This window comes from Salinispirillum sp. LH 10-3-1 (assembly GCF_030643825.1).
Classification (GTDB): Bacteria; Pseudomonadota; Gammaproteobacteria; order Pseudomonadales; family Natronospirillaceae; genus Salinispirillum.
In genome coordinates this window covers 376,402-398,743 of sequence record NZ_CP101717.1, presented here as the reverse complement: position 1 = coordinate 398,743, position 22,342 = coordinate 376,402, and the positions used below count along the sequence as shown (strand labels likewise).

Below are 22,342 nucleotides of genomic sequence, written 5' to 3'. Positions count from 1 at the left end.
CCAACCTCTCCAAACGAAAACGCCAAAAAATAAAAAAACGGGGCTGGTGACACAATCCAGCAGACTGCATCACCGGCCCCGTTTTCAGTGTAGCGGTTTACTTACCGCGTGGCTCGGTTGCCAGCCCTTTAAAGAGCGCCACACAGGATGCCAACAGCACAACCGTGAACGGCAAACCTGTCGAGACAGCCATGGCCTGCAAGGCCACCAGCCCGCCGCCCAACAGCAACGCAATGGCCACCAGGCCTTCAAACGTGCACCAGAACACCCGCTGCGGTGTCGGTGCATCGACCTTACCACCGGCGGCAATGGTATCAATCACCAACGAGCCTGAGTCGGAAGACGTCACAAAGAACACGATGACCAAAATAATGGCAATGAACGAAGTGATCTGCGCCAATGGCAATACATCCAGCATCGCAAACAACTGCAATTCCAAGTCAGCATTCGCAGCCGCTTGATAACCGTCATTCACCACTTGGCTGATTGCCGTGCTACCGAAGGCCGTCATCCACAACACGCAGGCAGCTGAAGGAATGAGCAAGACGCTGATCATGAATTCACGCACCGTACGGCCACGCGATACGCGCGCAATGAACATGCCGACGAAAGGAGACCAAGAAATCCACCACGCCCAGTAAAACGCCGTCCAACCTTGGGCAAAGTTAGCGTCTTCACGGCCAACGGGGTTTGAGAGGCCAGGTAAGTTCTGCACGTAGGCGAACAGATTACCGAAGAAACCGGTCACGATGGCGAGTGTCGGACCCACGATGATGACAAACAGCAGCAGTATGGTCGCCAACGTCATATTGATTTGCGACAAACGCTTAACACCGGCATCCAAACCCGCCAACACAGACACGAGTGCAATGGCGGTAATACCGATGACCAACAGCACCTGTGTGGTCACACCCGCCGGTACGCCAAACAAGTAATTCAGACCTGCCGCCGCTTGCGACGCACCCAGACCGAGTGATGTGGCCAGACCAAACATGGTCGCGAACACCGCCAGAATATCAATGATATGACCAGGCCAGCCCCACACACGCTCACCCAACAGTGGGTAGAACACTGAGCGTACCGTCAGTGGTAATCCCTTATTGAATGAGAACAGTGCCAAGCCCAAGGCCAATACAGCATAGATCGCCCATGGGTGCAGGCCCCAATGGTAAATGGTGGCGGCCATACCCAGTCTTTCAGCGGCCAAGGTGTCACCCACCGCACCGCCCAAAGGTGCCCAGTCAGTACGCAGGCCATCGGCCCCAACGCTGGTGCCGCCGTAAGCTGCGCCGTAGTGCGACAGTGGCTCTGACACGCCATAGAACATCAGTCCGATGCCCATACCGGCAGCAAACAACATAGAGAACCAGCCGAGATAGCTGTAATCCGGTGTGGCTTCCGTACCGCCAATACGCACTTTGCCGTACGGTGATACGATCAGATACAGGCAAACCAGCACGAAAATGTTACCGGCGGTAAGGAAGAACCAATCCAGATTACCCGTCAGCCAATCTCGCGTGCTGGCGAACAGGGGTGCTACCTGAGACTGAAACGCCAGCGTTAGAATAACAAAGGCGACGATGGCTAAACCGGAGATTAGAAAGACGCGGTTGTGGATGTCGAGCCCGAACGGGCCCACCTTGAGTGCGATGTTGTCTTGCCCAATTTGATAGTCTGTATCAATGGGCGTGACCTCACCGTCTGGCTTCATGATGTCCGTGTTGTCGGTCATGCTTTTCTTTCACTCCATAGTATTTTATAGAGAATGCGTGCTAGGCAACGTGCTCATAAATACTGACTCTCTTTTCAAAAAGCCGATATTTACCAGCACAGACGCAAACGTTTTTACTTAGTGTTGAAAGAGTATAGCACGAGACGGTTTTTGACGAAAGATTGACACTTAGGACGCAGCTAATGCGGGCTGCGCCCTCATGAAAGCGGTTTAAGGAAGCACTCGCCAGGCAATGTCTTCACCGGCACAGATAGGCACTACGCGATCTTCACCCATGGGGTAGTCTGCGGGCACCTTCCACGCCTCGCGGCGTAGCGTAATCTGGTCGGTGTTGCGCGGTAGGCCGTAAAAGTCCGGTCCGAAATGGCTGGCAAAGCCTTCCAGCTTGTCCAATGCACCCGCCGCTTCAAAGGCCTCGGCATAAAGCTCGATGGCGGCGTGCGCGGTGTACGCACCGGCACAGCCACAGGCGGCTTCTTTTTTATCTTTCGCGTGCGGTGCGGAATCTGTACCGAGAAAGAACCGCGAATGGCCACTGGTCGCGGCTTTAATCAGCGCTTCTTGATGCGTAGAGCGTTTCAAAATGGGCAAACAGTAGTAGTGTGGGCGAATGCCACCTGCCAGCATGTGATTCCGGTTGTACAACAGGTGATGGGCCGTGATCGTAGCCGCCACATTTGCATTGGCCGTGCTGACAAAGTCCACCGCGTTCGCAGTAGTAATGTGCTCCAATACGACTTTCAGGTCTGGAAAGGCGCTCACCAAATCCGTCAAAACCGTATCGATGAACACCTGTTCCCGGTCAAAAATATCAATGCTGCTGTCCGTCACTTCACCGTGTACGAGCAACAACATACCGACTTCTTGCATGGCTTCCAGCACCGGATAAATGCTTTTCACATCGCGCACGCCGGAATCCGAATTGGTGGTCGCTCCAGCCGGATACAACTTAGCCGCCACCACCAAACCAGCGGCTTTGGCCGCACGAATATCGTCGGGGGTGGTTTGTTCGGTCAAATACAACACCATAAGCGGCGTAAAATGCGGCTGCGGCCGCTGCGCCATGATCCGGTCGTAATAGGCTTGGGCTTCATGGGCATTTCGTACCGGCGGCACCAGATTCGGCATGACAATGGTGCGGCCCATGTAACGGCTGACGTCTCGCACGGTATCGATCAAAGCCGCGCCGTCGCGCAGGTGAATGTGCCAGTCGTCGGGACGTGTAATAGTGAATTCGGTAACGGAGGGTGTGATCTTCATGGTGGGCCTCGGGAGTCAGTCTGTAAGAATGCTACGGACTGACCCCAGAGTTGTAAAGCCGTCAATCAGACGGCAGTACCGGCAAAGGGCATAGCTCGCTCAACGCACGCCCGGCCAATAAGCTGGATGCGGCCGCGATATCCGGCGCAAAAAAGCGGTCTTTATCGTAGTAGGAGACGTCTTGGCGCAGCAGCGTACGCGCCGCTTCCAGCACCGGCGTGGTTTTTAAATCACCACCGCGCAGGTCCAACCCTTGGCACGCCGCCAGCCATTCAATGGCAATCACGTTGCGCGTATTTTCGGCCATTTCCCACAAGCGTTTACCGGCCGCCGGCGCCATAGACACATGGTCTTCCTGATTAGCCGAGGTCGGTAAGCTGTCCACACTGTGCGGATGCGCCAGCGCTTTGTTTTCACTCGCCAACGCGGCCGCCGTGACCTGCGCGATCATAAAGCCGGAATTCACCCCGCCGTTTTGCACCAAAAACGGTGGCAACTGCGACATGTGGGTGTCCATCATCAACGAAATGCGCCGTTCGGCCAGACTGCCGATTTCAGCGATCGCCAACGCCAGATTGTCCGCTGCCATGGCGACCGGCTCGGCATGAAAATTCCCGCCGGAAATCACATCGCCGCTGTCGGCAAACACCAAGGGATTGTCGGACACCGCGTTGGCTTCCACTGCCAGTACGTCGGCGGCTTGACGCATTTGCGTTAAGCAAGCACCCATGACTTGCGGCTGACAACGTAGGGAATACGGGTCTTGCACCTTGCCACAGGCCACGTGGGTGGCACTGACGCCGCTGCTGTCACCCAATAGCTCACGATACGCTGCGGCCGCGTCGATCTGCCCTTGCTGGCCGCGAATGGCGTGTATGCGGGCATCAAACGGACTGCGCGAACTCAGAGTAGCTTCCACGGTTAACGCACCGCATACGGTCGCGGCGGCATAAAGGTCTTCGGCTTGAAACAACCCTTGCAGCGCATACGCGGTGGACACCTGCGTGCCGTTCAATAAGGCCAAGCCTTCTTTCGGCGCTAACGCGAGGGGCTGCAAACCGGCGACACGCAAGGCGTCTTCTGCACTCAACCATTCCCCGCGATACCGCGCCTGGCCTTCACCCAATAGCACAGCACTCATGTGTGCCAGCGGGGCGAGGTCACCCGAAGCACCGACCGAACCTTTCAGTGGAATGGCGGGGTAAATTTCTTTATTGATCAGCGTCATCAGGGCATCCAGCACCTCACGCCGAATACCCGAATACCCCCGCGCCAAGCTGTTGACCTTGAGCACCATGATCAAGCGCACCAGCGCGTCGTCGATGTAAGTGCCCACTCCAGTGGCGTGTGACAACACCAGCGAGCGTTGCAGATTTTCCAAGTCGTCATGGTGAATGCGTGTTTGTGCCAACAGACCAAAGCCGGTGTTGATGCCATAGACGGTGCGGTCTTCCGCCACGACGGTATTGACGCAAGCGACCGATGCCTCGATGGCGGCGTTCGCGCTGGCCGGCAAACTGACCTGCACCGGCGTTTGCCAAACGGTGCGCAGTTGCGCCAAGGTCATTTCACCTGGCTGAATCAGTAAGTGCGTCATTACTTCACTCCCTTTGCTGCAGGGATCATGGGCAGATCCAAGTCATGTTCGTGCGCGCAGTCAATGGCGAGGTCATAACCCGCATCGGCATGGCGCATGACGCCGGTGCCGGGGTCATTGCGCAACACGCGGCCCAAACGGGCGTGCGCTGAGTCGGTTCCGTCGGCCACAATGACTACACCTGAATGCTGCGAAAAGCCCATACCGACCCCACCACCGTGGTGCAGTGACACCCAGGTAGCGCCGCCTGCGGTGTTCAATAAGGCGTTCAGTAATGGCCAATCGGATACGGCGTCCGAACCGTCTTGCATGCTTTCGGTTTCACGGTTCGGACTGGCGACCGAACCGGAATCGAGATGGTCACGCCCAATCACCACAGGCGCTTTCAACTCGCCGTTTTTTACCATTTCGTTAAAGGCTTGGCCCAAGCGTACGCGGTCTTTCAGGCCCACCCAGCAAATACGGGCGGGCAAACCTTGGAAGCTGATGCGTTCGCGCGCCATGTCGAGCCAATGATGCAGGTGCTGGTTGTCCGGCAGCAGCTCCTTCACCTTGGCGTCGGTTTTGTATATGTCTTCCGGGTCACCCGACAGTGCGGCCCAGCGGAACGGCCCGATGCCCTGACAAAACAACGGGCGAATATAGGCTGGCACAAAACCGGGGAAATCGAAGGCGTTGGTCACGCCCTCTTCTTGCGCCATTTGGCGGATGTTGTTGCCGTAGTCGAAGGTCGGAATGCCCTGCTGTTGGAACGCCAGCATAGCTTGTACGTGCACCGCCATCGACTGCTTGGCGGCTTTCACCACGACGTCGGGCTCGGTTTCGCTGCGTTGCACGTACTCATCCCATGTCCAACCGGCAGGCAAATAGCCATGCAGCGGATCGTGTGCGCTGGTTTGGTCGGTCACCATATCGGGGCGTACGCCACGGCGCACCAGTTCCGGCAAGATGTCCGCCGCATTGCCGCACAAGCCGATGGACATGGCCTCACCCGCTGCGGTGTATTGGGCGATGCGCGCCAAGGCATCGTCCAGGTCCGAGGCTTGTTCATCCAAGTAGCGCGTCCGCAGACGAAAGTCGATGCGGCTTTGCTGGCACTCAATATTCAGTGAGCAAGCGCCCGCTAACGTAGCTGCCAAAGGCTGTGCACCACCCATACCACCAAGACCTGCGGTGAGAATCCAGCGGCCTTTTAAGTCACCACCGTAATGCTGCCGCCCGGCTTCGACAAAGGTTTCGTAGGTGCCCTGTACGATGCCTTGCGAGCCAATGTAGATCCACGAACCGGCCGTCATCTGGCCGTACATCATCAGGCCTTTGCGGTCGAGCTCATTGAAGTGTTCCCAGTTCGCCCAATGCGGCACAAGATTGGAATTCGCCAACAGCACACGCGGCGCGTCGGCGTGGGTTTTGAACACCCCGACCGGCTTGCCCGACTGAATCAGCAAGGTTTCGTCGTCTTCCAAGCGCTGCAGCACTTCCACAATTTTGTCGTAACACGCCCAATTACGTGCCGCCCGGCCAATACCGCCGTACACCACCAAGTCTTCCGGGCGCTCGGCCACGGCGGGGTCCAGGTTGTTCATCAACATGCGCATGGGCGCTTCGGTGAGCCAGCTTTTGCAGGTCAGCGTGCTGCCGGTCGGCGCGGTGATGCGGCGGGTGGCATCGTGGCGGTTGGTTGTCATGGTTGTGTCCTCAAATAATGTAGGAGGCCAGCCCTCTGGCCGAACTCCTACGGAAAATCGCGCAGAGGGCTGCGCTCCTACGGATGGGCTGGCCGGCTACTGGTTCAACGTCGCCCAATGAATCAAGCGCGCCGCCAGCCGGGCGGTGTGATAATCCACATCAAAATGCGGGTTCAGCTCCGCCACATCCAGCAGGCGCAATTTGCCACTGTCGCGGATACGGCCGATCAAAGACTCCACTACGTCCAGCCCAATGCCACGCGGCGCGGGCGCACTGACACCGGGAGCAACGCTGGCGGGAAAGGCGTCCAGATCAATGGTCAAATAAAGGTGGTCGCACTGCGCCACAAAGGCATCCAACTGCTGGGTGATCTCTGGCAATTGCGTCACGACCATTGCGTGGTCTTCACGTACCCACACACCCAATTCGGCGGCGCGCTCAAACAGCACTCGGGTATTGGCGGCACGCGAAACACCCAGGCACGCGTACTGGAAAGGCCAGCCACGTTCTGCACACTGCGCGGCGATTTGGGTAAAGGGCGTACCAGACGATGCCTGCGCTTCAAACGAGCGCAGATCAAAGTGCGCATCAAAATTAATGATACCGATGCGTGGTGATGTCGATGCACCGTCCAGATCATCTATGAACTGTGCCAAGCCTTGCCAAGAGCCAAAGGCCACTTCATGCCCGCCGCCCAACACGACGGGAAAGTGACCGTACTGCAAGGTACGCGCGATGGTGTGGGCCAGCCGCTTCTGTGCCCCACCAAGGTCTTCGTTCAGGCATTCCACATCGCCTACCTCGTAGAGCGGGCTGCTGTGGTGTACCGGCAAATTACCCAGCACCTTACGCAACACTTCCGGCCCGCCTTGCGCGCCAATTCGCCCTTGATTGCGTTTAACGCCTACATCACTGGCGAAACCGATGACCGCTAAGCCTGGCTCACTGTCGGACTTCAAGGGTTGCACAATTTGATGCCAGCGCTCGCTGTGCGGTTCAGTGTCCACACGCCCGCGCCACACATTCATTAACGGGCCACGATCGACCGTTACACTGACTCTATCGCGTTCTGCATTAACCATGAGTAGGGACTCCACTGAAAACCCGTTGCTGCAACCGACCGGGCTGCACGGTACTGGCTAATTCTAGCGGACTGCGCATATTCCATAAGCAAAAATCAGCCGTTTGGCCAGCGGTAATCAAACCTGCGTGGTCGGCCATACCCAACGCCCGAGCGGCATGTTTCGTTACCCCCTGCAGTGCTTCCAAGGGCGTTAAACGAAACAGCGTACAGGCCATATTTAGCATCAGAGTGAGCTGGAAAATGGGTGAAGAACCGGGATTTCCGTCGGTCGCTACCGCAATGGGCACGCCGTACTGGCGTAGCAAATCTATGGGCGGCACCCGCGTATCGCGCAGGGTAAAAAAAGCGCCCGGCAGCAAGGTAGCCACCGTACCCGCCTTTGCCATAGCCTCAACACCGGCCTCATCCAGCCATTCAATGTGGTCTGCCGACAGCGCCTGATAACGCGCCGCCAAAGCAGAGCCGCCCAAATTCGACAACTGCTCGGCGTGCGCCTTCACCGGCAAGCCGTGCTGCTGCGCTGCTTGAAACACGCGTTCGCACTGTGTAATGGAAAAGCCAATACCTTCACAGAATACATCCACGGCATCAGCCAACCCTTCGGCGGCTGCACGAGGAATCATTTCGTTGCAGATAAGATCAACGTACGCATCGGCCTGCCCGACATATTCTGGCGGTAATGCGTGCGCACCGAGCAATGTTGTGCGGATATGAACGGGGTTTTGTTCGGCTAAACGACGCGCTACGCGCAGCATCTTCAATTCGTCGTTTACGGTTAAACCATAGCCCGACTTTATTTCTATGGTCGTTACGCCATCGGCCATCAGTGCGTTAAGCCGCCCTTGTGCACTTGCGCATAAGTCGTCTTCACTGGCCGCACACGTTGCCTTTACCGTACTGAGAATGCCACCGCCGTTGGCGGCAATGTCGGCATAACTCACGCCCTCCAAGCGCTGCGCAAATTCATCCGCTCGGTCGCCGCCGAACACCAAATGCGTATGGCAATCGATCAAGCCTGGGGTCATCACACCACCTGCCCTCACACGCTCTGCACTCGCTTGATGCGCTGAGGACAGTGCCGACATTGGCCCGACCCACGCGATGCGCTCGCCTTCCACCACCACCGCCATCGGCTGTGCATGTATCCGCACCCCATCAAAGAGGGTGAGGTCAGTCCATAGACGTAATGGTTTGTTGGTTGCTTGCATCGCTTGCACTCAATGAATAGCCATTTGTATATACAATTGATCATACGGCTATTGAAGTCAAGTTATGGTGTGCAAACCTATGTAAATCGAATTTTACAGATGAAAAGTGATCAACCTCACAAAACCGAATAGGCAAATTTGCTAAGGACTGATTGTTTCAAATAGATTGCGCTCAGGAAGTCACATCGACCAACATCAGTGAAAGGAGCTCAGTATGACTAGCACCCGCAATGTTCGCGTTTTCCCGGCTATCGTTTTGTTTGGCAGCGCTCTCGTTTTGAGCGGTTGCCTGCCCTCAGACAACAAAAGTGATGTGGCACTCGAACCACTTCTGCCCTTGAAAGCTGGCACGTTCTCCAGCCATGAAGATGTCCTGCTGCTGATGCCAACCTCGCTTTATGACCGTACCTACGCAGGCTTGCACACCCTAATTGCTCTGCCCAATATTGAGCCTGAATTCACAACCTGCGACTCTGGTTCTGTTGATTCGCAGAGGATCACACACAATCGCCCAACGTCTTATGCCGGCTCTGAGGTGCTGTTCGACATTGGTAAATCCTGGTTAAAAAACTGCCTGAACTACGGTAACGATGCCATCTTTGGCGATAGCGAAATGCACGGCTATCGCGAAATAGGCTACGCCCAAAATTCCGACGGCATCACGTACTATGGCTACGAAATTTCGGGCGAAAACAACAAACCCTTTATCGCCCGCACTGATTTCTTCTCTCATCAGCGCTTTTACGACGGTGACATCGAAGTCATTGTAGAGCGTCATGACGATGCCGAAGACGACGTACAAGGGCGGGTGAAACTGTATGACCTGACTCAATTCGCTTCCCATGGCACGGTGTTTCATAGCCAGATGGGCAAGCCTGGCGAACCCCTCGAATTCCGGTATGTCCACACTACCAATCCTGATTCAGGAGAGTATGAGATAGAAGAGAGCTACAACGGCTACGTGGGCGCCGTGTTCCGACGCACCAAGAGCAGCCCCATCTGTAATTATGGGCTAATTCATGCGAAGACGTTGGACGACATACACTCGCAGGAATGGTTCGACGACGAAGACATGGATATGGTGATGACACGCGAAATCATTTCAGGGAGCTTACTGCTTACCGATGCTGAAAATAAGACAGCAGACGTGGTCTTTGCAGACGGCAACATCACGGTGACGTTGAACGGAGCTGATAGAGTGTACTCGTACTCTGAGTATGCTGATTTGGTTATGGATAAGTGCTTGGGCTTCTAAAGCTCACGCGCATTGTCCAGTAAAGCACGCAGTTTGCGTAAGGTTGGTAAGATGCTCTGCGCTTCTTCCTGGCCGAACTGCGGGATCATCTGCGCAATATCCGGTGTGATGCTGTGTATTGCGCGTTCGCGTAACGCTCGCCCTTCGTCGGTCAGCAGGACCAGCTTGCCTCGACCGTCTGCCGGGTTGGGCACTAATTGAATCAGTGCGCGTTTTTCCAGTCCGGCGAGGGTATGCGACATACTGGTTTTAGGTACTTGAAAAGCGCGCGCCATGTCCATCGGCGTTCGCCCATCACCTAACCGCACCAGATGATTTAACGCCGTGAAATGATGAATGGTCAGACCGTCTTCCAGTCGAGACTCCAATAAGGATCGGCTGAGTTGCGCAATAATGCCGACTTCATTGAGCAACTCAAACATCACTCGCCCTTCGGCGGCGGTTTCATCAGGTAGGTTTGATCTTGTCATCTAGGCTCCAGCGCGGGGTTTGCGGCACGGGTGCAGCATACCCTAATCGGCCGAGCATCTGAACGGTTTCTCCTGTCCGTGCTAATTCTCGATGTGCCGTTTCATAGTGCTCTGCCATTTCCGGATACTCTTGCAGACACTGGCTCACCGGGTGCAACGCGAGACCTCGTTCTGTTGTCATCAGGTTGAGCCTCAACCACGCTCGCCCGGCGGCAATTTGGGTGCTACGGGTATTATCGGCGCTGGTTAACCAAACAAAAGCGGGCGTTGCGGCCAGCATGGGTTGGTAAATGTCTATCCCGGCCTTATAACTTATGGTGCCCGGCGTAGCGAGGTCTTTGCGGGTCACCAAACCCAACGCAATCAGCCCGTCTAAAGGCATTCCGCCAACATCAATGCCATCCGGATTAGCGTTAATTTCTGCTTTGCCCAAACGCATCAAGTCCACACTTTCCCCAATCGCCGCCGGGGTTGTGTACTCAATCATCCATGCATCCCATGTCAACTGCTTGAGTTCCGAGACACGAGACGGATCGACAGTGCCTGCATAGCGAATACCTTGAACGGACGGATCAAGATTTCCAATAGATTCTATGGCGACAGGACGTGAAATATCGAAAGGCTCTTTGGTCGAGCGACGATGTGGAATCTGTGCAAAGAGTGGATCCAGCGCACTGTTATCAAAAACGAATCGAGCCCTTGCCACCGGCCGGTCTCCGAGCAGGTCGGCGGATGAGCCTTCAGGAAACAGGGCGATTTCAACGCGATACCCACGGGCTGATGCGGCAATGGTCATTTGCTCTAAGAAGCATCCAAGACCAATGGTTAATTGACGATCGAAAGGGTCGGTAGCAGGCAGCCGACGACTGGGGTCAGGCAATAACGTGACGATGCCCTCTTCACTCAAGTCGACCAGCCATGGCTGAAGGTTGTGCGGGTTAGGCGCCAGTATGGCATGCGATAGAGCGTATCGGCGCGGCTCATCATACGTCCCCGCCTGCGCCCACGGTGCCAGAGCAGCATGCGGTGTACGAGTACCGGCGAACAAGCCCAATCCACCGCCAGCAGCAACAATAGTGCCGCCGCCGACCAAGGATATGAAATGCCGCCGCGAGAGTTTAGTCGATGATGAATGATTCACGATGGGTGCGCCTCATTGGTTAAGGAGCACCCATCATATAGTGCGACTTCGTACCATACAAGTACAATGTCGTACTATGTCGTCAGGTAGTTGATGCTCAACCTAACCGCAGACCGAGGCACTGGTGCCTGCACACCCACCACCCTGTTTACTGCACGAGCATTACTAAGACTTAAGCGAACGCGGTAGCTCACCCGACTGCCAGAGCCCGAGGCCAAAACCATCCGGGTCTAGGAAATCCGCACTCCAACCGCCAGGCGCCTCCGACACTGGGGTCACAATGGTGACACCGGCCGCCGCCAGTTCGGCAACAATGTCGTCGATTCCACCGTCATCGACTTCAAACACAATGGCCGGCGTATCACCGCGCACGCCTTCCATTTCGAAAAAGATCAGGTCGAGGCCACTCTCCAAATGCCCTTGTAGCCAAAAGGGCTCAGCACCCTCCATCCGCTCTAAGCCAAGATCAAAGGTTTCGTTGTAGAATTTTTCCGTACGCAGAATATCGCTGACATAGTAAACGATGCTGGCACTCTTGGGTTTGAAACTCATAGGTTACTCCTTTCTGGTTTATTCACCTTCTGGTTGCCGCCGAGTTCCCTTTTGTGACTGCAAAAGACCCTCAGGGTTATATAGCCAAACGCCGCACTCGCTAAAGTGTAGTTTGAATTAGCCCCGACGTACGGCAGAACGCAATTTATAGCGCGTACCGGGGTGCAGTAGCCGTGCGTAGCTGATCAGGTGATCGTCTGACCACGTACGTCGAGTCATTTGTAGGCAGGGTTCTTGCTCTGCTATGCGCAGCCACTCGGCGGCACGCGCATCAGGCAATACGGCCTCAACAATGTGCTCTAAATCAGTGATGGGGCAACTGGCCACCAGCACTTCGTTGGGGGTGTGTTTTGAGAAATCGGTGGTTAAATAATTCGGCACCCAACGGGGGTTAACGAAACGCTCTTCCAGCTGCACCGGTACGCCGTTTTCTTCGTGCAGCAATATGGTGTGGAATACCTCCGCACCAAGTCGAACGCTTAAGCGCAATGCCGTTTCGTCATCTGCCGGCACGGCCTCACACACCAACACCTGATTGCTGTATACGTGCTGTCGTTGGCGCACTTCTTCAGCAATGTTGGTCACTTCCAACAAAGGCGATTCGGCTTTCTGGTCGGTCACAAAAGTACCCAAACCCGCCTGACGAGTCAGTCGGCCTTCTTGCACCAAATCCCGGATGGCTTTGTTGGCCGTCATCCGGCTGACGTCAAATTGCTTCGCCAACTGTTCTTCCGGCGGGATCTGATGATGCGGTGCATATTCGCCGGATTCAATACGGTCGAGTAGGTATTGTTTAATGACTTGATAGCGCGGGGTGGCCACAGCAACTCTCTCTAATCAGGCGTCTGAGCGAAAGTATATACAATTGGGGTGGTTAGGTAGACCCAATACCGCCAAAAATAACAGACGCTCTATTTGCTTCTACGAATAGAACCACAATAACCCTACTTTAGTATCTGGTTGCCGCTCACTCTGCGCACTAATCTGTAGACATGAATTTCAGGAAAACGCTCGAGGGTTAACAACATGACGGTATTGGTCATAGGTGCCACTGGCGCCACTGGGCGGTTATTGGTACAAGAACTGCTGCACCGAGGCGAGCCAGTTCGGGCGATCGTGCGTAGACCCGATGGCCTGCCCGAGGCGATTACGCAGCATGACAATTTGACGCTGATTCAAGGCAGCGTGCTGGACTTCAGCGCCACCGAGTTAGCGCAGCACGTTCATGGTTGTCGAGCAGTGGCATCTTGTCTCGGTCACAACCTCACATTGAAGGGTATCTATGGCGCCCCGCGTCGGCTGGTCACCGAGGCCACGTCGCGCTTGTGCCAAGCCATAGTTGCCAATGCCTCAGACGCATCTACGCGTTTTGTGTTAATGAATACCGCGGGAAATCAGAACCGTGACCGGCAAGAGCGCATATCCTTTCGCGAACGCTGTCTGATTGGCCTGATTCGTTGCCTGCTGCCACCCCATGCCGACAACGAACAGGCATCGGATGTATTGCGCACGCTAAATAGCAGTTTGATTCAATGGGCAGCAGTGCGGCCCGATACACTGGTCGATCAAGACACCGTCACCCCTTATAACTTACATCCATCGCCTACCCGAAGCGCCTTGTTTAACCCCGGTAAGACCAGCCGCATTAACGTTGCGCATTTCATGGCCGAACTGATAACGCAAGACGATATGTGGCTGCAATGGCAGGGCAAAATGCCGGTGATTTATAACGCATCCATCAATTAACGCGCCTATCAATTAACGCATTGCTCCTCCGCTTCAAGAGCGTCTGTGTCGCCGCGCCTCTCGGTTGGTGGTAGAATCGCGCCCCATTACGAATTCGATCTGCGGAAGCCACTATGAACATCAGAGAATTACTCGCCGAGCGCACCCGCGCGGCCATGCAACAGGTTGGTATTCCGGCCGACACCAACCCGGCGGTGACCCAGAGCACCCGCCCTGAATTTGGCGATTATCAGATCAACGGTGCAATGGCCGCCGCCAAGGCGCTGAAAAAGAACCCGCGCGAACTCGCGCAGCAGATCATCGACGCGTTGGATCTCAACGACGTAGCCGCCAGTACCGAGATCGCTGGCCCCGGCTTCATCAATGTGAAGCTGAAGCCGGAATGGCTGGCCGAGCAGTTGATGCTTGCCGCGAACGACGTGCGTTTGGGTGTGAGCCGCAACACCACGCCCAATACCGTGGTGGTGGACTATTCCGCACCCAACTTGGCGAAAGAAATGCACGTCGGCCACCTGCGCTCCACCATCATTGGTGACGCAGTTGCGCGTTCGTTGGAATTCTGGGGCGACAAAGTCATTCGCCACAACCACATTGGCGACTGGGGCACGCAGTTCGGTATGTTGATTGCGCACCTGGAAGATCAACTGGCCGCGGGGGTCGACCTTGAAGGCGTGGCCTTGGCCGACTTGGAAGATTTCTATCGTGCGGCGAAAAAACACTTCGATGACGACGAAGCCTTTGCCGACAAATCGCGCGATTACGTTGTGCGCCTGCAAAGTGGCGATGCACACGTTTTAAAACTGTGGCAACTGTTCATCAACGCCTCGGTGAAACACAGCGAAGAAGTTTATGAGAAGCTGAACGTCAGTCTGACCCGCGCCGATTTGCGCGGCGAAAGCGCCTACAACGACATGCTGCCAGGCGTTATTAAGCGCCTACAAGAACAAAACCTGGCCGAAGAAAGCGACGGTGCGCAGGTGGTGTTTTTGCAGGAACTGGCCGACAAAGACGATAACCCATCGGTGTTCATCGTACAAAAGCGCGGCGGGGGCTTCCTGTATTCCACCACGGATTTGGCGGCGTGCGAATACCGCAGCGTAACGCTGGGTGCCGACCGCATCATCATCTTCACCGATGCCCGCCAAGGCTTGCACTTCAAGCAAGTGGAACTGGTGGCACGCAAAGCCGGTTTCCTGCGCGAGGAAAGCACTTACGAACACTGCCCGTTCGGCACCATGATGGGCAGCGACGGCAAACCGTTCAAAACCCGTACCGGCGGTACGGTAAAACTGTCGGAATTGCTGGATGAAGCCGTAACCCGTGCGCGTAAGGTCATCGCGGAGAAAACCAGCGAGCTGACGGCGGACGAGATCGATGAAGTGGCCCGCAAAGTAGGTATTGGCGCGGTAAAATTTGCCGACCTGTCGAAGCACCGCACCAGCGACTACGTATTCAACTGGGACGCCATGCTGAGCTTTGAGGGCGCCACAGCACCTTACTTGCAATACGCCTACACGCGCATTCGCAGCATTGTCCGCCGGGCCGAATTGGCTGAAGACTTCAGCGCGCCCATTGTGGTTAGCGAAGACGCAGAAAAAGCCTTGGGCTTAGCCGTGTTGCGCTTTGAGGAAGCGCTGGATCAAGTGATGCGTGAAGCCACGCCACACGTGTTGTGCGGCTATTTGTACGACCTAGCCAGCCGCTTTATGTCGTTCTACGAAGCTTGCCCTATCTTGAAGGATGGCATCGCACCCGACGTGCGCGCCAGCCGTTTGATGCAGTCTATGGTGGTAGCGCGTTTGATGAAGCAAGGCTTGGATTTGCTGGGCATTGAAGTGATGGAGCGGATGTAAGATCATCTATTTGGAGTGTGCCTACTAGTGAACGCATGAGAAGGCGTAGGGGTATGCCTCAAGGCGCGATCAAATGCGACAGCAATTGACACCGCCATTTGGCGCCCGCAGGGCGAGAAAAATGCCCAAACATTTTTCTCGGTCACTCCCGGCCTGCCGTGGAGCGCCGGAGGCATACCCCGAAAGCCCCCGGCTCAGGCCCATCTAGTACTCGTTAAACCCCTTGCCGTCAAAAATCTTATCACGGCATTTTTCAATCCGCGCTTCGCGGGTTTTGGCTTGTTTGGCGCTGCTAATGTGCAGGATATAACTGCGCTGCCGACCGGGTGTTAACGCGAAGAAGGCCTCTTTGAGGTCTTCGTCTTGGTCCATCGCTTGGCGCAGTTCTAATGGAACTTCGTAGTCTTCGTGTTTTCTTAACTCAACACGCAGGCCCGCTTTTTCAATCTCAATCGCTTCCAGAATGTAGGCTTTCAGCACGGGCGCCAGCTCAATTACCCGCTGCGTATCAGTAAAGCGAATCACTCGGCCAGACTGGGTATTTTCGCCGGGCGCGACCAACAAGCCATGCTCGTCTTTCAGCAACGCGCCCTTCATAAAACTCAGCACAAAATTAGTGTTGAATGCACCGATCATCACCACGTTCTGACCGTCCAGCGTGTAACAGGGCGCGCCCCATTTCCGGTCTTCGACCAACGGGGTATCCAGCACTACATTGCGCAATGCGACCAAGCCTTCACGCCACGAGTTGACCTTACATTCGGGCGTACCCACTTTGTCGCAACGGCCACAGCCTTCGGCTAAATACTCATCTACAGCGGGGTTTGGAATGGTCATGCTGATGCCCTCTTTGTCACTCACGTTGAGCTATAGATGCTGGAAATGATTGCTTGAAAGTGAAAGCATCAACACTGGGCCCTTGCTCGCGCAATACATTGAGTTTTTGCGCCGCTTCTTCCAGCGTTGGTCGATGACCTTCAGGCACCCACCACAGCACCATGTGTGCCTCACTCATGGTATGGAACCACTCCTTCTTGCGGCGCAGAATCTCCGTATGGGCAGAGCGATAAACATAGTTGTGCAACGCGTCTAGGTCCTCCCACACCGACATATTCACAATGTAATCCGGCCCAAAGAAATCGATCTCGGTCGCATTGCCCTCGTCGGTTTGTAACCGCCAGACAAAACCCGGCGAGCTCTCTGCCAAGGCATTAATGCGGTCAAGGTTAGCAGCAAAGTCCGCCAACTGAGGAGAGTCCATTGGGGCAAGTAGGTGCGCAATATTCAGTTGGGCAAGCTGATGGGGCATTACATATCTCCTTCGCGAAATACTATCGTATGTCTACTTTAGTTGTGGCCACGCCCGATAGGTGCCCACCGCGTAAAGCAAGCCGAGGCTCAAGCAAATGGCTGAACTGACCAGCCAGAACGTCAGACTGTTTTCTGGAAACATGGGCATGATGCCGACAAAGGCCACACCCCGAAGGAGGTAAACCGCGCTGATGGTCACCAAGCCCAACCGAAGGAGCGGCAAACGCCGAATAACACCCGCCCCCGACAAGCCATACAACGCCCACAGGCTCAACACCACTACCAGCACCGACGTAACAGCCGCCGGATACCACTCGCCACGCTCGGCCATCTGCGCCATTTCTTCGCCGGCGCCGAAGAACCGATACCATTCGGCACCGAATACAATACACCCGATGTGAGCAAGTGCTGCGATTGCACTGCCTGCAGCACCCACGACCAGCAGGATTTTTCCTTTATTGCTCATGCGAGCCTCCTTGGTTTCTAAAATTATTGGTTATGCGCCAAACAAGGTAAAACTGACCGTCAAATAGGCCCCATAACCGAACAGCAGTATGCCGCCCTCTGTGCGACTCAAACGTCGACCTGTATATAGGAACACAAACAACAACAGCGCCGTACCCATCAACACCCATTGGTCAAATTGTAAGATGCGTGGATGAATAGGCAGTGGTTGAAGCAGCGCGGAAATGCCGAGAATCCCCAGCACGTTGAAGATGTTGCTGCCCAATATGTTGCCGATGGCAACGTCAGCATGACGCCGGAAAGCGGCGATGACCGAGATGGAAAGTTCAGGCAATGACGTGCCAATGGCCACCAGCGTCAGCCCGATAACGGCCTCTGACACACCGAATGACGTCGCAATTCCGGTCGCACCGCGCAACAACACTTGCGACCCTACTATCAACAGTGCCAAGCCAAACAAGATTGCTCCGATGATCTGCCACGCTTGCGTGGGCAGTGCCGTCACCTCCTCACTTTCAGCCAGGTGAAGCTCGGCAGACGGCGCAGCACCAGAACGTTCCGTCCGATAGGCCAAAACGAGATACAGCAGTAACGCAAACAACAGAATAGCAGCATCTAACTGGACCAGTGCACTGCCACCCAACAGTATCAAGAACAGGGCGCTCGCGACCACCACCATGAGTCCATCGCGCCGCAACACCAGCGGCTTAACCGCCAGCGGAGTGATCAAAGCACACAGCCCGAGTATCAACAGAGAATTGCCAATATTACTGCCGACGACATTGCCCACTGCGATGTCTGGCCGCCCACTGATGGCCGCATCTATCGACACCACAAGCTCCGGTGCCGACGTACCAAAACCGACGATCAGCAGCCCGCTCAATAATGGCGAAACCCCCAAACGCTTCGCGGCTGCCAAGGAACCCCGGATCAGCGCTTCACCGCCACCGGTCAGCAACAGAATGCCCAGCATTACCCACAAAGCATTCAACATGTTGCCGACACCTCACTTTTCGTTGAAAGACATCATCGCAGACTGTGACATGAAGATACAGATGGGACAAAAACAATGTGGGTGGTGCTTCAGCCACCTGCTGCGGCGAGCAATTCGCGCTCCTCATCACGCAGCGTCAAAACCTCATAACCATCGGCCGTAACAGCTATCGTGTGTTCCCACTGCGCGGACAGCTTTTTGTCCGCGGCGATGTTGATGCCCATGGTCGACATGCCTTATGTGATCCGACTATCCATATAACGAAACGCCTAGACCACCAACCGGCCCAACAATTGTTTGCCCATTGCTCAGGTGATGCGTAAAGTACATAAGCGTTTCGAATTGAAAGGTGACTGTAAAGGAGCTATCGGTGAGTCAAGGTGATCAAGCAGTAACCTCAAACTTTAGTTTCCTTGTCGAACACGATGCCTTGTTCGTTGAGCTGGCTACCGCCGCCGAACAAGCTTTCTCCAGCGATCCCAACACCACGCTGATCAAACTTCGTCAATTAGGGGAAGCCCTAGCACAGCACTTAGCTGCATTATCCGGTGTTGAGTTTGACGACCAGACCAGCCAAGCAGATCTCCTTTATCGCCTGAACCGCGAAATACAGCTTGAGCCGCAGATTAAAGAACTGTTCCACATTCTTCGCATTGAAGGTAACAAAGCAACGCACCAGTTCCGCACCCAGCACAAAGAAGCGATGGACGGATTGAAAGTGGCTCGCGCTTTGGCCATCTGGTTCCATCGTTCTTTTGGACAGCCGAGCGCCCAATTCAAGCCTGGCCCATTCGCACCCCCCGCTGACCCCAGTACCGAATTACGTAAGCTGCAGAACGATATTGAAAAACTACGCCATGAACTGCAGCAAACCAACATAGCGCTAGACGGCAGCCAACAACTCAACCATCTGATCGAACAAGAAAAAGCCGAGTACGAAACCTTGGCACTCGCGATGGATGAAGAGTCTCGGGCTCTGGCTGAACAAGCCCAAAAACACGAACAAGCGTTAGAACAACAGCGACAAACCTATGAAGACAAAATTAAGACCCTGCAAAAAGCCCTGACAGATCAAGGCGAAGCCGCCGTCAACCAACAGCGCCAGCAGGTCGCTCACAAAGTCAAAGCCGCCAGCGACACGCTCGTACTGAACGAAGAACTCACTCGCATCTTGATCGACCAACAACTGGTCGAAGCAGGCTGGGAAGCAGACAGCCAAGAAATCACCTTTCAAAAAGGTGCTCGCCCAGAGAAAGGCGTTAACCGTGCTATAGCCGAATGGCCCACCCGCTATGCAAACCAGAACGGCCGGGCCGACTACGTATTGTTTGCCGGACTAACACCCATCGCAGTAGTGGAAGCCAAGAAAGAAAACACCAACGTAGCCGGGAAAATCCATCAAGCCGAGCGTTACAGCAAAGGGTTCAAAATCGACGCGCCGTTAATTGGCGCTTGGGAACTCACCAGCAGAACCATCGCTTGGCCTACCGACGAAAGCGGTCATTTTCATATACCGTTCGTGTATTCCTGTAACGGCAGACCCTACATCCCGCAGCTCGCGGAACAATCGGGTACGTGGTTTCGAGATGTGAGAGAACCCAGCAACCTGCGCCGGGCACTACCACAGTTCCACACCCCTAATGGTTTGCTAGACCTTCTATTAAGAGATAAAGCCAGCGCCGAACAACAGCTCAAAGATGAGCCCTTTGGCTACCTGAAACTGCGTGACTACCAACAGAACGCCATTAAAGCCACCGAACAGGCCTTAACACTAGGAGTACGCACCGCACTATTGGCGATGGCTACCGGCACGGGCAAAACCCGCACCATCATTGGCTTAATGTACCGTTTCCTGAAAGCGGAGCGCTTTCAGCGCATCTTGTTTTTGGTCGACCGAACCGCACTTGGCCAACAAGCCATCGACGCCTTCAATGAAGCACCTCTGGAGCAAAACCACGCGCTCAGCGCCATTTATAACGTCGCCGAACTGGGTGACATGGCCGCTGCCGCAGAAACGCGCATTCAGGTCGCTACCGTGCAAGCCATGGTGAAACGCATCTTCATGAGCGACGCCCCACCGCCAATTGATCAGTTCGATTGCATCATCATCGACGAAGCGCACCGCGGTTACACCCTAGATCAAGAAATGACGGACGGCGAATTAGCCACACGCGACTCTAGTCAATACCTGTCCAGCTACCGCCGAGTGTTGGACTATTTTGACGCCATAAAGATCGGCCTGACCGCTACGCCCGCCAAGCACACCAGCGACATTTTTGGTAAACCCGTCTTCACCTATTCATACCGTGAAGCGGTTGCCGACGACTGGCTGATTGACCACGAGCCGCCAATCCGCTACGAAACCCTGCTCACGCAAAACGGCATAACGTTTGAGAAAGGTAAGGCCGTACAGGTTATCAACACCCAGACGGGTGAAGTCGACACCACAGAACTCGAAGACGAATTGAAGTTTGACGTGGAAAACTTCAATCGGCGCGTCATTAACGAAAACTTCAACCGCGTCATCTGCGAACAACTGGCGCAAGAACTCGACCCCCTGGGTGAAGAAAAAACCCTGATTTTCTGTGCCACGGATTTGCATGCCGACATGGTTAAACGCCTGCTCGACGAAGCGTTCAAAGATACCTACAACGGCAACTACAACGAAGCAGCTGTAGCCAAAATCACCGGCCAAAGCGACAAAGTCGAACAGCTCATTCGGCGTTACAAGAACGAGCGCTACCCCAGCATTGCCATTACCGTCGACCTACTCACCACCGGCATTGACGTACCGCGCATCTGCCACTTGGTATTTATGCGCCGCGTACGCTCGCGCATTCTGTATGAACAAATGATCGGCCGCGCCACCCGCCGTTGCGACGAAATCGGAAAAACGGTGTTCAATATCTACGACCCGGTGGACATCTATGCCGCCCTGCAAGATGTAAACACCATGCAACCGCTCGTGCGCGACCCCAAGATCACGCTTGAGCAACTGGTCAGCGAACTCACCAACGAGCAAAAGCTGGAAAAAGCCCTAAACAGCCCCGGCGAGCAGCAGGGCGAAAGCCAAGCCGATGTGGTACTCAGCCAGCTCAGCCAAAAGCTGATGCGCGTACTGCGCAAAGCGGACAACAAAGCAGAAAGTAAGCCCGAACTCAAACAGGCGCTTAGCGAGCTGGAACAGACCTGGGGCGTTCCCGCGAAATCCTTGCACCAGCACCTCCGCCAACTCGGCCCACGCCAAGCATCCGCCTTTCTTCACCAACACAATGGCCTATTGCATCAACTGTCTAAAGTGAAACAGCTCGTGGGCAGTGAACACATGCCTTTGATCTCCGAGCACGAAGACGAAATACGTGACCGTAAGCAAACCTTTGGTCAAGATGAACGGCCTGAAGACTACTTGGATGCCTTTAACCGGTTTATTAAAGAGCAACTGAATCGCTCTGCGGCGCTTGCCGTGGTCGTCAACAAGCCACGCGACCTCACCCGCGAACAACTGCGCGAAGTTAAACTGCTGCTCGACAACCACGGTTACTCAGAAGCCCTCTTAAAGAGCGCCGTGCGTAACCAAACCAATAAAGATATCGCCGCCAGCATCATCGGACACATTCGACAGGCCGCCCTAGGGGAACCGCTGATACCTTTTGAACAACGCGTTGCCAACGCCATGGACCGTATCCTCACCCAGCATCCATGGAACCCCAACCAACGCCGCTGGTTAGACCGCCTTGCCAAGCAACTGGTGCACGAAGTCATCATAGACCGCGGCTTCGTCAACCATCGTTTTGCCGACGACGGTGGCGCTAAGCAGATGGACAAGGTGTTGGGAGAACAACTGGATACCGTGCTTGAAGAACTGAACGAAGCCATGTGGCCAAATGCTGGATAACGATACCCCGATCAAGTTAAATTACCCTTGCACCTTATTTTATCTTTAGCCTTAATCTAAAATATAATGAAAGGTTATTTTAACCGAGCC

Annotated in this window: 19 protein-coding genes; 4 read left to right on the top strand and 15 right to left on the bottom strand. The window is 55.0% G+C overall.

All coding sequences use genetic code 11. The features are described from left to right. Positions 1 to 97: 97 nt before the first annotated feature. The 6 genes from NFC81_RS01800 to hutI all read right to left on the bottom strand — a co-directional run bounded on the left by NFC81_RS01800 (position 98) and on the right by hutI (position 8,570). Entirely contained in the window at positions 98 to 1,732 is a 1,635-nt protein-coding gene (locus NFC81_RS01800) for a BCCT family transporter (RefSeq protein WP_304995827.1), read from the bottom strand. 210 nt (positions 1,733 to 1,942) lie between these two features. After that, the gene (gene pyrC / locus NFC81_RS01795) at positions 1,943 to 2,992 is read right to left on the bottom strand and encodes a dihydroorotase (RefSeq protein ID WP_304995826.1); all 1,050 of its coding nucleotides are present in this window, start codon (positions 2,990 to 2,992) and stop codon (positions 1,943 to 1,945) included. Positions 2,993 to 3,053: 61 nt separating this feature from the next. Continuing rightward, positions 3,054 to 4,589, bottom strand: a complete 1,536-nt coding sequence (gene hutH, locus NFC81_RS01790) for a histidine ammonia-lyase (protein ID WP_304995825.1) — start codon at positions 4,587 to 4,589, stop codon at positions 3,054 to 3,056. Next, complete coding sequence (gene hutU, locus NFC81_RS01785) at positions 4,589 to 6,277, bottom strand: urocanate hydratase (protein WP_304995824.1); 1,689 nt, start codon at positions 6,275 to 6,277, stop codon at positions 4,589 to 4,591. Before hutU ends, hutH begins: the two co-directional genes overlap by 1 nt. 96 nt (positions 6,278 to 6,373) lie before the next feature. Then, positions 6,374 to 7,360, bottom strand: a complete 987-nt coding sequence (gene hutG, locus NFC81_RS01780; protein ID WP_304995823.1) for a formimidoylglutamase — start codon at positions 7,358 to 7,360, stop codon at positions 6,374 to 6,376. Continuing rightward, entirely contained in the window at positions 7,353 to 8,570 is a 1,218-nt protein-coding gene (hutI, locus tag NFC81_RS01775; RefSeq protein ID WP_304995822.1) for an imidazolonepropionase, read from the bottom strand. The genes hutG and hutI overlap by 8 nt, the downstream gene beginning before the upstream one ends. Positions 8,571 to 8,784: 214 nt before the next feature. Here hutI and NFC81_RS01770 point away from each other — a divergent pair, with 214 nt between their 5' ends. Next, a complete protein-coding gene (locus NFC81_RS01770) occupies positions 8,785 to 9,825 on the top strand; it encodes a hypothetical protein (protein WP_304995821.1) in 1,041 nt (346 codons plus the stop codon). Here the strand turns inward: NFC81_RS01770 and NFC81_RS01765 are convergent. The 4 genes from NFC81_RS01765 to hutC all read right to left on the bottom strand — a co-directional run bounded on the left by NFC81_RS01765 (position 9,822) and on the right by hutC (position 12,810). Further along, positions 9,822 to 10,295 carry a MarR family transcriptional regulator gene (locus tag NFC81_RS01765; RefSeq protein ID WP_304995820.1) on the bottom strand — a complete coding sequence of 158 codons (474 nt, stop codon included), beginning with the start codon at positions 10,293 to 10,295 and terminating at the stop codon, positions 9,822 to 9,824. The two genes, NFC81_RS01770 and NFC81_RS01765, sit on opposite strands and share 4 nt — an antisense overlap. Next, positions 10,273 to 11,436, bottom strand: coding sequence for a twin-arginine translocation pathway signal protein (locus NFC81_RS01760; RefSeq protein ID WP_304995819.1), 1,164 nt, complete (start codon positions 11,434 to 11,436; stop codon positions 10,273 to 10,275). Before NFC81_RS01760 ends, NFC81_RS01765 begins: the two co-directional genes overlap by 23 nt. A 165-nt stretch (positions 11,437 to 11,601) precedes the next feature. After that, positions 11,602 to 11,988, bottom strand: coding sequence for a VOC family protein (locus tag NFC81_RS01755; protein ID WP_304995818.1), 387 nt, complete (start codon positions 11,986 to 11,988; stop codon positions 11,602 to 11,604). Between the two features lie 117 nt (positions 11,989 to 12,105). Then, positions 12,106 to 12,810, bottom strand: a complete 705-nt coding sequence (hutC, locus tag NFC81_RS01750) for a histidine utilization repressor (RefSeq protein WP_304995817.1) — start codon at positions 12,808 to 12,810, stop codon at positions 12,106 to 12,108. 204 nt (positions 12,811 to 13,014) lie between these two features. Between hutC and NFC81_RS01745 the strand changes: the two genes are divergently transcribed. Together NFC81_RS01745 and argS are read left to right on the top strand one after the other, a co-directional pair. Continuing rightward, positions 13,015 to 13,734, top strand: coding sequence for an NAD(P)-binding oxidoreductase (locus NFC81_RS01745; protein ID WP_304995816.1), 720 nt, complete (start codon positions 13,015 to 13,017; stop codon positions 13,732 to 13,734). Positions 13,735 to 13,847: 113 nt separating this feature from the next. Further along, entirely contained in the window at positions 13,848 to 15,587 is a 1,740-nt protein-coding gene (argS, locus tag NFC81_RS01740; RefSeq protein ID WP_304995815.1) for an arginine--tRNA ligase, read from the top strand. A gap of 204 nt (positions 15,588 to 15,791) precedes the next feature. On the opposite strand, the gene NFC81_RS01735 is transcribed toward argS, so the two are convergent. The 5 genes from NFC81_RS01735 to NFC81_RS01715 form a co-directional block, all read right to left on the bottom strand. Further along, positions 15,792 to 16,424 carry a YdeI/OmpD-associated family protein gene (locus NFC81_RS01735; RefSeq protein ID WP_304995814.1) on the bottom strand — a complete coding sequence of 211 codons (633 nt, stop codon included), beginning with the start codon at positions 16,422 to 16,424 and terminating at the stop codon, positions 15,792 to 15,794. 16 nt (positions 16,425 to 16,440) lie between these two features. Then, the gene (locus NFC81_RS01730) at positions 16,441 to 16,896 is read right to left on the bottom strand and encodes a DUF3291 domain-containing protein (protein WP_304995813.1); all 456 of its coding nucleotides are present in this window, start codon (positions 16,894 to 16,896) and stop codon (positions 16,441 to 16,443) included. A 33-nt stretch (positions 16,897 to 16,929) separates the two neighbouring features. Further along, positions 16,930 to 17,364 carry a hypothetical protein gene (locus NFC81_RS01725; RefSeq protein ID WP_304995812.1) on the bottom strand — a complete coding sequence of 145 codons (435 nt, stop codon included), beginning with the start codon at positions 17,362 to 17,364 and terminating at the stop codon, positions 16,930 to 16,932. A gap of 30 nt (positions 17,365 to 17,394) precedes the next feature. Next, on the bottom strand, positions 17,395 to 18,357 hold the full coding sequence (locus tag NFC81_RS01720) for a calcium/sodium antiporter (RefSeq protein ID WP_304995811.1): 963 nt from the start codon (positions 18,355 to 18,357) through the stop codon (positions 17,395 to 17,397). A gap of 89 nt (positions 18,358 to 18,446) precedes the next feature. After that, complete coding sequence (locus tag NFC81_RS01715) at positions 18,447 to 18,581, bottom strand: hypothetical protein (RefSeq protein WP_304997013.1); 135 nt, start codon at positions 18,579 to 18,581, stop codon at positions 18,447 to 18,449. Between the two features lie 146 nt (positions 18,582 to 18,727). Between NFC81_RS01715 and hsdR the strand changes: the two genes are divergently transcribed. Continuing rightward, positions 18,728 to 22,252, top strand: a complete 3,525-nt coding sequence (gene hsdR, locus NFC81_RS01710) for a type I restriction-modification system endonuclease (protein ID WP_304995810.1) — start codon at positions 18,728 to 18,730, stop codon at positions 22,250 to 22,252. The last annotated feature ends 90 nt before the right edge of the window (positions 22,253 to 22,342 follow it).

Coding starts and splice junctions, on each gene's coding strand:
- NFC81_RS01800 (WP_304995827.1), bottom strand. CDS start 1,732: ATGACCGACAACACGGACATCATGAAGCCAGACGGTGAGGTCACGCCC.
- pyrC (WP_304995826.1), bottom strand. CDS start 2,992: ATGAAGATCACACCCTCCGTTACCGAATTCACTATTACACGTCCCGAC.
- hutH (WP_304995825.1), bottom strand. CDS start 4,589: ATGACGCACTTACTGATTCAGCCAGGTGAAATGACCTTGGCGCAACTG.
- hutU (WP_304995824.1), bottom strand. CDS start 6,277: ATGACAACCAACCGCCACGATGCCACCCGCCGCATCACCGCGCCGACC.
- hutG (WP_304995823.1), bottom strand. CDS start 7,360: ATGGTTAATGCAGAACGCGATAGAGTCAGTGTAACGGTCGATCGTGGC.
- hutI (WP_304995822.1), bottom strand. CDS start 8,570: ATGCAAGCAACCAACAAACCATTACGTCTATGGACTGACCTCACCCTC.
- NFC81_RS01770 (WP_304995821.1), top strand. CDS start 8,785: ATGACTAGCACCCGCAATGTTCGCGTTTTCCCGGCTATCGTTTTGTTT.
- NFC81_RS01765 (WP_304995820.1), bottom strand. CDS start 10,295: ATGACAAGATCAAACCTACCTGATGAAACCGCCGCCGAAGGGCGAGTG.
- NFC81_RS01755 (WP_304995818.1), bottom strand. CDS start 11,988: ATGAGTTTCAAACCCAAGAGTGCCAGCATCGTTTACTATGTCAGCGAT.
- NFC81_RS01745 (WP_304995816.1), top strand. CDS start 13,015: ATGACGGTATTGGTCATAGGTGCCACTGGCGCCACTGGGCGGTTATTG.
- argS (WP_304995815.1), top strand. CDS start 13,848: ATGAACATCAGAGAATTACTCGCCGAGCGCACCCGCGCGGCCATGCAA.
- NFC81_RS01735 (WP_304995814.1), bottom strand. CDS start 16,424: ATGACCATTCCAAACCCCGCTGTAGATGAGTATTTAGCCGAAGGCTGT.
- NFC81_RS01730 (WP_304995813.1), bottom strand. CDS start 16,896: ATGCCCCATCAGCTTGCCCAACTGAATATTGCGCACCTACTTGCCCCA.
- NFC81_RS01725 (WP_304995812.1), bottom strand. CDS start 17,364: ATGAGCAATAAAGGAAAAATCCTGCTGGTCGTGGGTGCTGCAGGCAGT.
- NFC81_RS01720 (WP_304995811.1), bottom strand. CDS start 18,357: ATGTTGAATGCTTTGTGGGTAATGCTGGGCATTCTGTTGCTGACCGGT.
- NFC81_RS01715 (WP_304997013.1), bottom strand. CDS start 18,581: ATGGGCATCAACATCGCCGCGGACAAAAAGCTGTCCGCGCAGTGGGAA.